This window comes from Tsukamurella sp. PLM1 (assembly GCF_023168325.1).
Taxonomy (GTDB): Bacteria; Actinomycetota; Actinomycetes; order Mycobacteriales; family Mycobacteriaceae; genus Tsukamurella.
In genome coordinates, this window is the sequence record NZ_AP025688.1 from 3,149,072 (window position 1) to 3,162,958 (window position 13,887).

A 13,887-nucleotide genomic window follows, 5' to 3' on the forward strand; every position below is an offset into this window, starting at 1 on the left:
GAACCGAAAAATGCCGGCCAGGAATCCCTGGCCGGCATTTAGTTCGCTTCGGTCACAACATGCAGCTGACGCAGCCCTCCACCTCGGTCCCCTCGAGGGCCATCTGGCGCAGGCGGATGTAGTACAGCGTCTTGATGCCCTTGCGCCAGGCGTAGATCTGCGCGCGGTTCACGTCGCGGGTGGTGGCGGTGTCCTTGAAGAACAGCGTCAGTGACAGGCCCTGGTCCACGTGCTGCGTGGCGGCCGCGTACGTGTCGATGATCTTCTCGTAGCCGATCTCGTACGCGTCCTGGTAGTACTCCAGGTTGTCGTTGTCCATGTACGGCGCCGGGTAGTACACGCGGCCGATCTTGCCCTCCTTGCGGATCTCGACCTTCGCCGCGACGGGGTGGATCGAGCTCGTGGAGTGGTTGATGTAGCTGATCGAGCCGGTGGGCGGCACTGCCTGCAGGTTCTGGTTGTACAGCCCGTACTGCTGCACATCGGACTTGAGTGCGCGCCAGTCGTCCTGGGTCGGAACGTGGATCTCCGCATCGGCGAACAGCTGGGCCACCTTGGCAGTGGCGGGCTTCCACGCCTGATCGGTGTACTTGTCGAAGAACTCGCCGCTCGCGTACTTGCTCTCCGCGAATCCGCCGAACGACTGGCCCCGTTCGCGCGCAATGCGATTCGACGCGCGGATCGCGTGGTAGACCACGGTGTAGAAGTAGATGTTGGTGAAGTCGACACCCTCCTCCGAGCCGTAGAAGACGCGCTCGCGGGCCAGGTAGCCGTGCAGGTTCATCTGCCCGAGGCCGATGGCGTGGGAGAGGTTGTTGCCCTTCTCGATCGACGGCACGGAGCTGATGTCCGTCTGATCGGACACGGCGGTCAGGCCGCGGATCGCGGTCTCGATCGTGGCGCCGAAGTCGGGGCTGTCCATCGTCTTCGCGATGTTCAGCGAGCCCAGGTTGCAGGAGATGTCCTTGCCCACCTCGGCGTACGACAGGTCGTCGTTGTAGGTCGACGGAGTCGACACCTGCAGGATCTCGCTGCACAGGTTGGAGTGCGTGATCTTGCCTGCGATGGGGTTGGCGCGGTTCACGGTGTCCTCGTACATGATGTACGGGTAGCCGGACTCGAACTGCAGCTCGGCGAGGGTCTGGAAGAACTCGCGGGCGTTGATCTTGGTCTTGCGGATCCGCGAGTCGTCGACCATCTCGTGGTACTTCTCGCTCACGTTCACGTCGGCGAACGGCACGCCGTACACCCGCTCGACGTCGTACGGGGAGAACAGGTACATGTCGTCGTTGTTCTTGGCGAGCTCGAACGTGATGTCCGGAATGACCACGCCCAGCGACAGCGTCTTGATGCGGATCTTCTCGTCCGCGTTCTCACGCTTGGTGTCCAGGAAGCGGTAGATGTCGGGGTGGTGCGCGTGCAGGTACACCGCGCCCGCTTCCTGCCGGGCGCCGAGCTGGTTGGCGTAGCTGAACGAGTCCTCGAGCAGCTTCATGATGGGGATGACGCCCGAGCTCTGGTTCTCGATCTTCTTGATCGGTGCGCCGTGCTCACGGATGTTGCTGAGCAGCAGGGCCACTCCGCCGCCGCGCTTGGACAGCTGCAGGGCGGAGTTGATCGACCGGCCGATCGACTCCATGTTGTCCTCGATGCGCAGCAGGAAGCACGACACCGGCTCTCCGCGCTGCTTCTTGCCCGAGTTGAGGAAGGTGGGGGTGGCCGGCTGGAAGCGACCGGCGATGATCTCGTCCACGAGCGAGACGGCCAGCTTCTCGTCGCCGTCGGCGAGCGTCAACGCGACCATGCACACGCGGTCCTCAAACCGCTCGAGGTAGCGCTTACCGTCGAACGTCTTGAGCGTGTACGAGGTGTAGTACTTGAACGCGCCGAGGAAGGTGGGGAACCGGAACTTCTTCGCGTAGGCACCGTCGAACAGGCTCTTGACGAACTCGCGGCTGTACTTGTCCAGCACCTCGGGCTCGTAGTAGTTCTCTTCGACCAAGTAGTCGAGCTTCTCGTCCAGATTGTGGAAGAAGACCGTGTTCTGGTTGACGTGCTGCAGGAAGTACTGCCGCGCGGCCTCGCGGTCCTTGTCGAACTGGATGCGTCCGTCCCGGTCGTACAGGTTCAGCATCGCGTTCAGGGCGTGGAAATCCAGCTCGCTGTGGCCGGGCCCCGTGTGGACGCCCGACTGGCTGGCCGAGGGGACGAGGTCTTCCTGTGTAGCGGTCACGCGCTTTCCTTGCTGTCGTTGCGGGAGAAGAAGTCGACGAGCCCGGACCGGACGCGCTGCACGTCCTCGGTGGTGCCCATCAGCTCGAAGCGGTACAGGTACGGGACCCGGCATTTGCGGGATATGACGTCTCCCGCGTAGCAGAACTCTTCGCCGAAGTTGGTGTTCCCCGCCGCGATGACTGCGCGGATCAGGGAGCGGTTGTGCTGGTCGTTGAGGAAGCGGATCACCTGCTTGGGGACGTATCCCCCGCCGGAGACCGCGGTGGCCTGCTTGCCCCCGCCGTACGTGGGGGTGATCAGGACGAACGGCTCATCGACGGTGAGCGTTTCCTCCGCTCGCGTCACCGGGATGCGCACCGCGCGCAGGCCCAGCTTCTTCACGAATCGGTGCGTGTTCTCCGACACCGATGAGAAGTAGACGACGAGCGGGGCCATCGCTACTACGCCGTGGCGGCCACGCCGACGAGCGCCTTGACCCGGTCCGGCCGGAAGCCGGACCAGTGCACGTCGCCCGCGACGACGACGGGGGCCTGCAGGTAGCCCAGGGCCATCACGTAGTCCCGCGCATCCGAGTCCTCCGTGATGTCCACCACGCGGTACTCGAGACCGGCCTTGTCCAGAGCCTTGTAGGTGGCGTTGCACTGCACGCACGCGGGCTTCGTGTAGACGGTGATCTCGACCTGGCTCATGGACGGCTCCCCTTCGTTCGACTCGAGTCCGTTGGCGACCCCGGACTCCCAGTATGGACCTGGCGACTGACAAGTTCTTCGCCACGTTTGCCTGCGTGAACTCGGTCGGCGTTCAGACCCTCCAGCGGCGCCTCGATGCCTCCCGGACGCCTTCCGGGCCGTCCGCTCGCGCAGTGGAGTGAACACTACACCTAGTGGTACCCGCCTGGAAGCGACACAACCACTTGCGAACAACATTCGTGGAATTACCAGGTCGAAAGACGGCCGGAAGGGCGTTTTCATCGTGAATCCCCAGGACACGCCGAGGATCCACGACACGCCCAGCCGACACGCCGGGCACCGCCGAAACCGCGCCGGAACCGGTCAGCGGACCGGTGCCACGAGCCGCTCCAGCAGATCCCCGGCGCGCTGCGCGACGGCGGCGTGCTCGCGCACGGACTGGCCGTCGAGGCCCGCGATCGGGAACTCCTCGACGAGCCCCTCGGGAACCTCGCCACCGGCGATGGTGACCGCGCGCTCGGCGTCCGCCAGCGTGGTGTCCAGACGGTGCCCGACGCCGGCCAGCGCGACCCGCTTGCCGGACAGCGCGCTCGCGCCGTAGGGGCGTGAGCCCCAGTCGATGACGTTCTTGAGCACGGCGCTGAGGGTGCCGTTGTTCGGCGGGGCGAGCAGCAACACGGCATCGGCGCCGGCGATCTTCTCGCGAAGCGCGGCAGCGGTGACCGGTGCCTCGTCACCGTCGATGTCCTCGTTGTAGAAGGGCACCTCTCCGATCCCCTCGGCGATCTCGACCCGGACGCCCGCCGGCGCGTTCGCGACGGCGACCTCGGCGAGCTCGTGGTTGAGCGAGCTGGTGCGCAGCGACCCGACCACGGCCAGCACAGTGATGTCAGACATATCCGAATCCGTTTCCTCTGTCGTTCATGGCGGCCCTGCCGAACCGCACTGGACAAGATAACGGACTTCGGTCCGAATTTCTTCCCAGGACTCATCGTGAGTCCGAATCCGGCCGGGTAGGCTCGATCCGATGACCGGCCACACCCTCCCCCTCGCGCAGCCCGCCGCCGAACCGCGGCGCGATGCCGCGCGCAATCGTGAGCTCCTCATCGCCGCCGCGCAGAAGCTGTTCGCCGAGCGCGGCGTGGACGCGGTGAGCATGGACGCGGTGGCCCAGGAGGCCGGCGTGGGAAAGGGCACCGTCTTCCGCAGGTTCGGCTCGCGCGCGGCCTCCTGCAGTCCCTCCTCGACGCGGACGAGGTGGAACTGCAGCAGCGGTTCATGTTCGGGCCGCCACCGCTCGGCCCCGGAGGGGATCCGGTGCACCGCCTCACCGAGTACGGCAAGGCCCGCATGCACCTCATCTCCCGCCACGGCGACCTGCTGCTCGGCGCCGAGCAGGCGGCACGCGACCCCTACGGCTCGCCCCCGTGGCGCGTCTCCACCACGACGGTGCGGGCCATGCTCGTCGAGGCCGGGTACGCCGAGAACGCCGGCGTGTGGGCGGCCACCCCAATGGCCACGCTCAGCCCCGGATGGGTGCTGCACCAGCTGGACTCCGGCGTCTCCGAAGAGACGCTCGAGGCCGTCTGGGTCGAGCACGTGGAGCTACTGACCGCGCGCTGAGATCTTCGCGAGGTAGGCGAACCGGTCGTTCGCGATGCGCATCGCGATCTCGTAGGGCAGCGCGAACTTCCGCTTCCAGAAGTAGCCGAACCGCGTGTCGAACGACGTGTACACGATGAACCGGTTATGCAGGACCCCGTCGATGATCGCACGCGCCGCCTTCTCGGCGGTGACCTTCGGAAACGCGTCGATCCCCTTGTTCACCTTGGGGTTCGACCGGTCCACGCCGTTGATCTGCACGGTCTTGACCAGGCCCGTCTCGACGGCGCCCGGAACCACGACCGAGACGCCGATGCCGTGCCGGCGCAGGTCGTAGCGGAGCACCTCTGACACGCCGACGAGGCCGAACTTCGCGGCGGAGTACGCGGCGTGCCAGGGCAGTGCGATGAGCCCGGCGGTGGACGAGACGTTCACCAGCTGGCCACCGCGTCCGGCGGCGATCATCGGCGGGACGAAGGTCTCGATCACGTGGATCGGCCCCATGAGGTTCACGTCCACGGTGGTGCGCCACTGCTCGTGCGTGAGGTTCTCGACGGTGCCCCACACCGCGATCCCGGCGACGTTCATCACCACGTCCAGCGATCCGGTCAGCGCGTGGACCTCTTCGCCGAACGCCACCACCTCGTCGTAGTCGGACACGTCGAAGGCCCTGGCCGCGATGACGTTCGCGCCCAGGGCCTCGATGTGACGGACGGTGGCGTCGAGCTGTTCGGCGTTGATGTCGGTCAACACCAGCTCGGCGCCGTGCGCCGCGAAGATTCGCGGTAGCGCGGCCGATCCCGCTGGCCGCGCCGGTGACGAGGACCTTCTTCCCCTTCAGGTCCTCGACCGGCGTGGCCATGTGGACGAGCCGGACGATATTGCGGAGTGCCATATCAACCAGCTTGCCAGATCGGTCCGCGCTACCGCTTCCCGCCGGGGCGTGACGTCCCCGGCGGAAGTCGGTGCGGTGCGGGTGGCTACTTCGGCAGGATCGCGCCGGCGCTCAGGATCGCCTTGAGGATCTCCTGGGCTGCGGCCGGCCCCTGCGCGCTCTGCAGCGAGTTGAACGCCTGCGGGCTCGAGAGCAGCGTCGTCACCAGCTGCTGCCCCTGCGAGCTGCTCAGGAACTCGGTGGCCTTCGGCCCCATCTCGAACAGCGTGTTCACGCCGAGCGACTGGGTCTGCCCGTTCGCGCCGGGGATCGTGATCTGCGGTAGCTGCGGCAGCGAGACCTGGCCCACGCCCGGGATGTTCACCGAGGTGCCCTGCTGTGCGGTGGCCGCGGGGGCCGTCGCCTGTGGAGCGGTGGTGCTGCCGGGGGTGGCACCGCCCTGCAGCATCGGGACGCCCGCCACGATGGGCGAGGCCCCGGTACCCGTCGACGGGGTCGCGGGTGCCGTCGCGGCGGGCGCGGCGGCGCCCGGGACGGCCGGGACGATCGGGGTCTGAGCGGGAGCGGTCGGCGCCGTCGCCGCGGGGCCGTCGCGGCCGGAGCCGCGGGGGCTGCCGGGGTCGCGGGTGCCGCCGGGGTGGCCGGGACCACCGGGTCGACCTGCGGGGCCACGGGCTGCGCGGCGACGGGCTCGGCCACGGCCGCGGCCGGTGTCACCTTGCCGGTCAGCTGCTGGATCACACCGTTGGCGAGCGCGGACGCGTACCGCGTCTGCCCGGCGCGCGAGGTGAGAGCCGCCGCATCGTCGGCGTTCGCGAAGTTGCCGAGGTTGGCGTACACGAGCGGGATGTTGACCAGCGACGCGAAAGCGTTGGTGGTCTTGGCGATCCCGTCCTGGCCGCCCAGGTACTGGGCCGGGACGAAGCCGCCCGCCCGGGTCGCGTCCCGCACCACGGTCGCAGCCGGGGCGCTGACGGCCTGCTGCGCCGTCACCTTGGGATCGGTGGCACCGGCAGCGGGGTCTCGAGCAGGAACCCGCGCTGCGCGGCCTCCTGGACGGCGGTGTTGATGCTCAGGGCGAGGTCGGCGCCGGACTTGTTGGCGGCGGCGGCGCGGTCGGTGACGCATCCGCCGAAGCCGGCGTCGTTCGCGCGGGACATGATGACCTTGGCGCCCTGGCTCTGGAGCGCGGCCTCGACCATCTTGGCCACGGCGAAGTTGACGCTGTGGTCGGCGGTGCCGTTGGAGGCGACGGCCACGGGGTTCGCACACGCGACTTCACCGCCGCGGCCGTCGGCGACCTTGCGGGCCTGCTCCGCGGCGGAGGCGATGGATGATCCGGCGTCGAGGAACACGGTCTTGCCGTCGAGGGGCTTGGTGGGGGCGGCGGGGGCGGGGTCCGCTGCGGCCGGGCCGGGCGCTGCGAACAGCGCGACGGTCGCGGTCGCGAGCGAGCCTGCGAAGAGGGCAAGGCGGGGGTGCCCGGGGCGGAGCCCCCGAGGGGACGGGTCTTGATCATGGGCAGCTGGGCACCGGGGAAGTGGTGCCGCTCTCCTTCCAACGTCTCTTGTGCAACTTTCGTCACATCAGTCACACGAGAAACAGTCAACCATCAATTGAGACTTGAGAGAAATCCCGAACCCGATCGTTACCGATTCGTTATCTTCGGAGCCGGTGCTCAGTTCTCGAGGATCGTCGAATCCGACTGCGCCGCTTCGGAGAAGCGCAGCAGCGACAGGATCGACTGCGGATCCGGTGCGGCCTCGGGGTCCGCGATCGCGGCGTCGACGCGGCGCCGGACCTCGGCCTCGTCGATCCCCACGCCGAGGAAGACGAGCACGGTGGCGGCACCGCCCCGTCGCGCCCGCTCCGGCGCGGTGCGCACGTACCGGCCCACCGTGTGCACCGTCAGGCGCGTTCCGTCGGCCGCGGTCACGAAGCCCTTGACGCGGAACACGCCGCGGGGCGGATCCGTCAGGAGCGCGGCCGCGGCCCGCGCGTCGAGCGGCCCCGTCGAGACGTCCACGGCCGCGTAGCCGTCGTGCAGGTGCGGGTGCGCGTGATGCTGGTCGTGGTCGTGCTCGCGCAGCGCCTCGTCCAGCGTGAGCTGCCGGGCCGTGCCGGCGCGGTCCGCGGCCCGCCGGGCGAGCACGTCGGCGTCGATGAGCAGTTCCAGGGGCACGACCGCCTCGACGGTCGCGATCACGGGCGCCGACGGTGCCTGCTCCCGCACCAGCGCCCGGGCCCCGTCGGGATCCTCGCTGAGGTCGATCTTGTTGAGCACCACCAGGTCCGCGAGGGCGAGGTGGTGGCGCAACGAGGGATGTCGCTCCATCGTTGCGGCGAGATGCGCCGCATCGGCGACGTACACCAGGCCGCCGTAGTCGAAGCCCGGGTCGGGCGCGAGCACCACGCGCCGCACCATCGCCGCCGGCTCGGCGAGGCCCGACGCCTCGACGACGATCAGGTCGAGGTCGCGGGCCGCGAGCGCGCCGAGGACGTCCTCGAGTTCGTCGTCGTCGACGGTGCAGCACACGCACCCGTTGCTGAGCGACACCGTCTGCACCGGCCCTTGCCCGCCGGCCCCGGCCACCAGCAGCGCGTCGATGTTCACCGCGCCGAAGTCGTTGACCACCACGCCGATCCGCGCTCCATCCGCGCCGGACAGCAGGTGGTTGAGCAGCGTCGACTTCCCCGCCCCCAGATACCCGGCGACGACGACCACCGGCACCGGGCCCCGGCGGCTCACGGCGCGCACGCCTCACACAGCACCGCGAGGTCGCGGTCGTGCGGCGGCGCGAGGTTCGCGACGCGCGAGGTCGGTGCACCGCACTCGCGGCACCGCCCGATCCGCGCGGCGGAGCCCGAGAAGTCCACGCTCATCCGGCGGTCGAAGACGTACATCGAGCCCTCCCAGAGCCCGCGGTCGCCGAACCGCTCGCCGTACCGGGCGATCCCGCCGTCCAGCTGGTAGACCTCGCCGAAGCCACGCCGGCGCATCAGCGCGCTGAGCACCTCGCAGCGCACGCCGCCCGTGCAGTAGGTGATCACGGGCCGGTCCTTGAGGTGGTCGTACTCCCCGAATCCAGCAACGTCACGAAATCACGGGTCGTCTTCGCCGGAGTCACCACCGCGCCGGCGAACCGGCCGATCTCCGCTTCGATCGCGTTCCGCCCGTCGAAGAACACCGCGTCCGGCTTCTCGGCCACGAGCGCGTGCACCTCGTCGGGGGTCAGGTGCACCTCCCCGCGCACGCCGCCACCGTCGACCTCGATCTCGTCGGGGACGCCGAACGTGACGATCTCGTCGCGCACCTTCACCGACAGCTTCGGGAAGTCCTCCGCGGCGCCGTCGGACCACTTGACGTCGACGCGGGCGAACGCCGGGTACTCCCTGGTGGCGCGCAGGTACCGCTTGACCGCGCGGATCTCGCCACCGACGGTGACATTGATCCCGTGCCGGGACACCAGGATCCGGCCGCGGAGGCCGTTCGCCTCACACAGCGCCCGCTGCCACAACCGGATCGCGTCCGGATCGGCGAGCGGGGCGAACACGTAGAACAGCACGATCTTGCCCATGACGGCCGCCAGTCTATCCGCCGCCGCATTGCGCCCGCGCTGAGCGCAACCCTGGTGCGCGGGGCCCGCGAGGAGTGTTCTGGAGGCACGACGCCCGACGAGGAAGGCCCCCATGACCGCGATACTCGAGCCCACCACCACCAGCGAGATCACCGTGACCGAGCTGGGCGAGCACATCGGCGCGATCGTGCACGGGGTCCGGCTGGGCGGCGACCTCGACGACGCGACCGCCGACCGGGTGCTGGACCTGCTGGCCGAGCACGAGGTGATCTTCTTCCGCGACCAGCACCACCTCGACGACGCCGGCCAGCACGCCCTCGCGCGGCGCCTGGGCGTACCCACCGCCCCGCACCCGACGGTGCGCTCGGACTCGGACCTGCTCCCGATCGAGGGCGCGGCCAACAGCTGGCACACCGACGTGTCGTTCGTCGACCGCGTGCCGAAGGCGTCGATCCTGCGGCCCGTCGTACTGCCGCCGCACGGTGGGAACACCGTGTGGGCGTCGACCACCCGCGCCTACGACCGGCTACCGGAGCCGCTCAAGGCGCTCGCCGAGAACCTGCGCGCGATCCACACGAACGACTACGACTACGCCGGGCACAACGCCACCTACCAGCGTGCCGAGTACCACGAGGAGTTCATCCGCATCCTGTTCGAGGCCGAGCATCCGGTGGTGCGGGTCCACCCCGAAACGGGACGCCGCTCCCTACTGCTGGGCCACTTCGTGAAGTCGTTCGCCGGCCTGAGCACGCAGGACTCGGCGCCGATCCTCGCGCTGCTGCAGCGTCGGATCGAGAACCCGGACAACACCGTCCGCTGGGCGTGGCGGCCGGGCGACGTGGCGATCTGGGACAATCGTTCCACGCAGCACTTCGGCGTCAACGACTACGGCGATCACCCGCGAGTGCTGCGCCGCGTGACCCTGGCGGGCGACCTGCCCGTCGGCGTCGACGGCCGGGAGGGCGTGGCGCTCAAGGGCGATGCCTCCGACTACTCGCCCGTGACCCCGGCGCGCTCGCGAGACTGATCCAGCCAGCCCAGGATCCGCTCGTAGACGGCGTCCGAGCGGAGCAGGGTGAAGTGATGGGCTCCGCCGAGGTGCATCCCGCCCTCCTCCGCGAAGCCGACTCGGCGCGCCGTTCCGCGCCCGGCGGCGCTCGCGGGCAGGACGAGCCCGTCACCCAGGAGCCGGCCCAGCGGATGCCGGGCGTCGCGGGTGAACGTGGCCGTGACGAAGTAGTGGTCGGCGCCCGGGTGCAACGGCACCTCCGCCGCGGCCGCCCGTCCCAGCGCGTCCGCGTCGCGCCCGCGCCAGTCCCCGTCCACGAGGGAGCCGCCGCGCAGGGTCCGGATCCCCGCGCTGCGGCGCCGCAGCAGCCGCCCGAACGGCGCGGTCTCCGGCACGCGCACGAGCGCGGCACTGCCGTAGTGCGCGGCCTGTTCCAGCGGGGCTCCCAGGTGCGGGGTGCCCAGGCTGACGGTGGCCGTGACCGCGCCCGGCCACGCCATCGCGCGCTCCACCGCCTGATGCGCCGCGCTGCGGGCCACCAGCCCGCCCATCGAGTGCCCGATGAGGGTGAGGTCGGTGACGGGGACCGGCCACACCGCGGCGAGCCGCTCGAGCAGCTCGGCCACGTCCCGGCCGGTGTCGCTGATGTGCCGGCCGCTGTTGTACCGCACGTACACCGGTGTGGCGCCAAGGTCCACCGCGAGTCGCACGCCGTAGTCGTCGGCCTCCAGTCCGCCCGCGCCCCACGCGTACTCGGTCTCGGTGAGCCCGTGCAGGAGCACGACGACCCGGCCGGTCGCACCGTCGAACACGTCGGCCGAATCCAGCCGGCCGGGCGGAACCGGCCCCTCGCCCACGTGGACGACGGCACCGTCGACCCGGACGGTGACCGGGTCCGCGGCCAGCGGCGAGCCCTGGTCCTCGAGGTCGTCTCCGATCAGCCCGAGGACCGCGCCGATCAGGGCGGCCCCGCGGGGCGTCTCCGACGGTGGCCGGTCCCCGGGCCAGTCCGCACCGACCGACGCGACCCGCCCGACGGTCTGTGCGACGGTGCCGATCGTCGCGTAGACCCCGTCGGTGATGCCGTCGTGCAGGGCCTGCACCGGCAGCGCGAGCGGCCCGACACCGTGGCCGACGCACCGGAACACCCGGTCGGAGATCGCCCGGTGCACGCGATGCACCCCACCGGCGGTCCCCGCTATCTCGCTACAGCCCAGCTCAGCGAGAGCACGGACCTCTGCGCGACGGCGCTCCTCGACTGCATTCATGAAGTTTGAGTGTACGCATGTGCACTCAAGCTGTCCAGCTGCAGGTCAGGCGCAGCAGACCCAACCCGCGGCGACCCACTCGGCGGTGGGCATGCAGTTGCGGCCGTCGAGCAGCACCGGATTCCGCACGACGGCGCCGACCACGGCGGGGTCCAGCTCGCGGAACTGCGTCCACTCGGTGAGCACCAGCACCACGTCGGCGCCCTCGCAGGCCTCGAGCGCGGTGGTGGCGTAGTCCAGCGTGGGGAACACCCGGCGCGAGTTGTCCATCGCCTCGGGGTCGTAGACCGTCACGGCCGCGCCCTGCAGCTGGATCTGGCCGGCGATGTTCAGGGCCGGCGAGTCGCGCACGTCGTCCGAATCGGGCTTGAAGGCGGCGCCGAGCACCGCGACCTTCGCACCCAGCAGGGACCCGCCGCACGCCTCCCGGGCCAGGTCCACCATGCGGGTGCGGCGGCTCATGTTGATCGCATCCACCTCGCGCAGCAGGCCGTGCATGTGGCCGGCGCCCAGCTCGCCCGAGCGGGCCATGAAGGCGCGGATGTCCTTGGGCAGGCAGCCGCCGCCGAAGCCGATGCCGGCACCGAGGAACTTGCGGCCGATGCGGGAGTCCACGCCGATCGCGTCGGCGAGCGCCACCACGTCGGCGCCCGCCGCCTCGCACACCTCCGCGACCGCGTTGATGAACGAGATCTTGGTAGCCAGGAAGGCGTTCGCGGAGATCTTCACCAGCTCCGCGGTCGCGGTGTCGGTGATGAAGAACGAGGTGTCCCGGGCGAGGATCTCCGCGTACAGCTCGCGGGCGGCCTCCTCGGCGCGGCCGCCGGGTTCGACGCCGATCACGAGGCGATCGGGCTCGAGGGTGTCCTTGACGGCGTGGCCCTCGCGCAGGAACTCGGGGTTCCAGGCGAATTCGACGGTGACGCCGGCCGGCGTCAGCTCGGCGGCGCGGGCGCGCAGCAGGTCGGTGGTGCCGACGGGCACCGTCGACTTGCCCAGGATCACGGCGTCGCGCCGCAGGTGCGGCACGAGCGAATCGACCACGGAGTTCACGTACGTGAGGTCGGCGGCGAACTCGCCCTTGCGCTGCGGGGTGCCCACCGCGATGAAGTGCACGTCGCCGAACGCCCCGGCCTCCTCGTACGAGTCCGTGAAGCGCAGCCGGCCCGCCTCGATGTTCCGCTTGAGCACGGCGGGGAGCCCCGGCTCGTGGAACGGCACCTTGCCCTCGGAGAGCGCCGCGATCTTGCCGAGGTCGACGTCGACGCCGAGCACCTCGTGGCCCAGCTCCGCCATGCACGCCGCATGCGTGGCTCCCAGGTAGCCCGTACCCAGCACTGTGATCTTCATGTGCCGAAAATAGGTCGGCGCCGGCGCGACACGGAAGGGCCGCGCGCCCGAATTGGGCAAGGGTTACGCGGAGATTCACGAGCGCGCCCGCCGTGAACCCCCGCGTTCGCCTCGTCGTGGCCCCGGGTTCGCCTCGGCGTTACTGGGCCGGAGTGGCGGGATCGTCAGCCTCGGGCGCCGCGACGCCGGGCGACGGCGCACCGTCGTACGAGGCGGAACCGCGCCTGGACTCCCGACCCTCACGGCCCTTGAGGATGCGCTTGGGCAGGCGGTTGACGAGGTCGCTCATCGGATTCACGGCGGCGGTCATCAGGGCGACGGCCTCGTTGAGCTCGGCCACGACGTCCGGCAGTTGTGAGACGGCGTCCAGCGTGCCGCCCGGTGCGATGGCCCGCTCGATGGCTCCCTCCTGGCCCAGCAACTGGTCGACGAGGCCACCGGGCGCGATGGCGCGGTCGATCACACCGTCGGGCTCGGTGAGCTTGTCGATCAAGCCGTCCTGGCCGGTCAGCTTGTCGAGCACACCGTCCTTGGCGGCCAGCTTGTCGAGCACACCGCCCTTCTCGGTGAGCTTGTCCAGCACGCCGTCCTTGGACATGAGCTTCTCGAGCACGCCGTCCGGCGCGGTGAGCTTGTCGATCACGCCGCCCTCGGAGGTCAGCCGCTCGAGCACGCCCTCGGACTCGGTGATCTGATCGACGACGCCGCCGGGGCGGGTCAGCCGGTCCAGCGGGCCGCCCTCCTCGGTGAGCCGCGTGACCGGGCTGTCCTCCTTGGTGGCCTGGTCCAACAGGCCGCCGGGTGCCGTGAGCTTCTCCAGCATGCCGCCGGGCTCGGTCAGCCGGTCCACCACGCCGCCCTGCTTGAGCACGCGGTCGAGCGGCCCGCCGCGCGAGAGGATGATGCCGACGGGGCGGTCGGGCTCGAGCAGGGCGGCGAGCCGCTGCAGCAGCTGCATCGGCGTGGCGGAGGACATACCCGCCTCCACGTGCAGCGCGTTGCTCACCTCCGAGTCCACGTTCTGCACGGCGAATCGAGTGACGGCCACGCCGCCCTCGATCGCCGAAATCGCGGCGTCAGCGGTCGAGAACGCGACGCGCAGCGGCGTGGTGACGATGCCCTTGAGGTCCATAGCCGCCCATCGTAGGCGGCGGAGTGAGAGGATCAGAGCCGAATCCACTCATTGAGCGACGGTTGGGGCGGGCCGCGAACCCGGACGTGTCGGAGAAAGTTGACACGTCGGAGATCTCCGACATATCCT

General features: G+C 69.9%; 12 protein-coding genes and 2 pseudogenes. 2 read left to right on the forward strand and 12 right to left on the reverse strand.

All coding sequences use genetic code 11. The annotated features are described in order from the left end of the window. Positions 1-52: 52 nt before the first annotated feature. From nrdE to MTP03_RS16160, 4 genes are all read right to left on the reverse strand, one after another. Complete coding sequence (nrdE, locus tag MTP03_RS16145) at positions 53-2,134, reverse strand: class 1b ribonucleoside-diphosphate reductase subunit alpha (protein WP_248492247.1); 2,082 nt, start codon at positions 2,132-2,134, stop codon at positions 53-55. Positions 2,135-2,229: 95 nt separating this feature from the next. Then, positions 2,230-2,670: a class Ib ribonucleoside-diphosphate reductase assembly flavoprotein NrdI gene (gene nrdI / locus MTP03_RS16150; RefSeq protein ID WP_248489103.1), complete on the reverse strand. Its 441-nt coding sequence runs from the start codon at positions 2,668-2,670 to the stop codon at positions 2,230-2,232. Between the two features lie 5 nt (positions 2,671-2,675). Further along, on the reverse strand, positions 2,676-2,924 hold the full coding sequence (gene nrdH / locus MTP03_RS16155; protein WP_248489104.1) for a glutaredoxin-like protein NrdH: 249 nt from the start codon (positions 2,922-2,924) through the stop codon (positions 2,676-2,678). A 363-nt stretch (positions 2,925-3,287) separates the two neighbouring features. After that, positions 3,288-3,821: an NADPH-dependent FMN reductase gene (locus MTP03_RS16160; RefSeq protein ID WP_248489105.1), complete on the reverse strand. Its 534-nt coding sequence runs from the start codon at positions 3,819-3,821 to the stop codon at positions 3,288-3,290. A 360-nt stretch (positions 3,822-4,181) separates the two neighbouring features. Between MTP03_RS16160 and MTP03_RS23945 the strand changes: the two genes are divergently transcribed. After that, positions 4,182-4,547, forward strand: a complete 366-nt coding sequence (locus MTP03_RS23945) for a hypothetical protein (RefSeq protein WP_371821014.1) — start codon at positions 4,182-4,184, stop codon at positions 4,545-4,547. Here the strand turns inward: MTP03_RS23945 and MTP03_RS16170 are convergent. The 5 genes and pseudogenes from MTP03_RS16170 to MTP03_RS16190 all read right to left on the reverse strand — a co-directional run bounded on the left by MTP03_RS16170 (position 4,530) and on the right by MTP03_RS16190 (position 8,999). Further along, positions 4,530-5,421: pseudogene (locus MTP03_RS16170) on the reverse strand (SDR family oxidoreductase). The gene MTP03_RS23945 and the pseudogene MTP03_RS16170 sit on opposite strands and share 18 nt — an antisense overlap. 85 nt (positions 5,422-5,506) lie before the next feature. Beyond that, positions 5,507-5,884: a hypothetical protein gene (locus MTP03_RS16175; protein WP_248489106.1), complete on the reverse strand. Its 378-nt coding sequence runs from the start codon at positions 5,882-5,884 to the stop codon at positions 5,507-5,509. Positions 5,885-6,410: 526 nt separating this feature from the next. Next, positions 6,411-6,776, reverse strand: a complete 366-nt coding sequence (locus tag MTP03_RS16180; protein WP_248489107.1) for an N-acetylmuramoyl-L-alanine amidase — start codon at positions 6,774-6,776, stop codon at positions 6,411-6,413. A gap of 323 nt (positions 6,777-7,099) precedes the next feature. Further along, positions 7,100-8,170, reverse strand: a complete 1,071-nt coding sequence (locus tag MTP03_RS16185) for a GTP-binding protein (RefSeq protein ID WP_248489108.1) — start codon at positions 8,168-8,170, stop codon at positions 7,100-7,102. After that, positions 8,167-8,999: pseudogene (locus MTP03_RS16190) on the reverse strand (rhodanese-related sulfurtransferase). Before MTP03_RS16190 ends, MTP03_RS16185 begins: the two are co-directional and overlap by 4 nt. Positions 9,000-9,111: 112 nt before the next feature. Between MTP03_RS16190 and MTP03_RS16195 the strand changes: the two are divergent. Continuing rightward, positions 9,112-10,026, forward strand: a complete 915-nt coding sequence (locus tag MTP03_RS16195; RefSeq protein WP_248489109.1) for a TauD/TfdA family dioxygenase — start codon at positions 9,112-9,114, stop codon at positions 10,024-10,026. Here MTP03_RS16195 and MTP03_RS16200 read toward each other — a convergent pair. The 3 genes from MTP03_RS16200 to MTP03_RS16210 form a co-directional block, all read right to left on the reverse strand. Beyond that, positions 9,990-11,276 carry a triacylglycerol lipase gene (locus tag MTP03_RS16200; protein WP_248489110.1) on the reverse strand — a complete coding sequence of 429 codons (1,287 nt, stop codon included), beginning with the start codon at positions 11,274-11,276 and terminating at the stop codon, positions 9,990-9,992. The genes MTP03_RS16195 and MTP03_RS16200 overlap by 37 nt on opposite strands. Before the next feature lie 45 nt (positions 11,277-11,321). Continuing rightward, positions 11,322-12,626, reverse strand: a complete 1,305-nt coding sequence (locus tag MTP03_RS16205; RefSeq protein ID WP_248489111.1) for a UDP-glucose/GDP-mannose dehydrogenase family protein — start codon at positions 12,624-12,626, stop codon at positions 11,322-11,324. 139 nt (positions 12,627-12,765) lie between these two features. Then, a complete protein-coding gene (locus MTP03_RS16210; RefSeq protein ID WP_248489112.1) occupies positions 12,766-13,758 on the reverse strand; it encodes a hypothetical protein in 993 nt (330 codons plus the stop codon). Between the last annotated feature and the right edge of the window lie 129 nt (positions 13,759-13,887).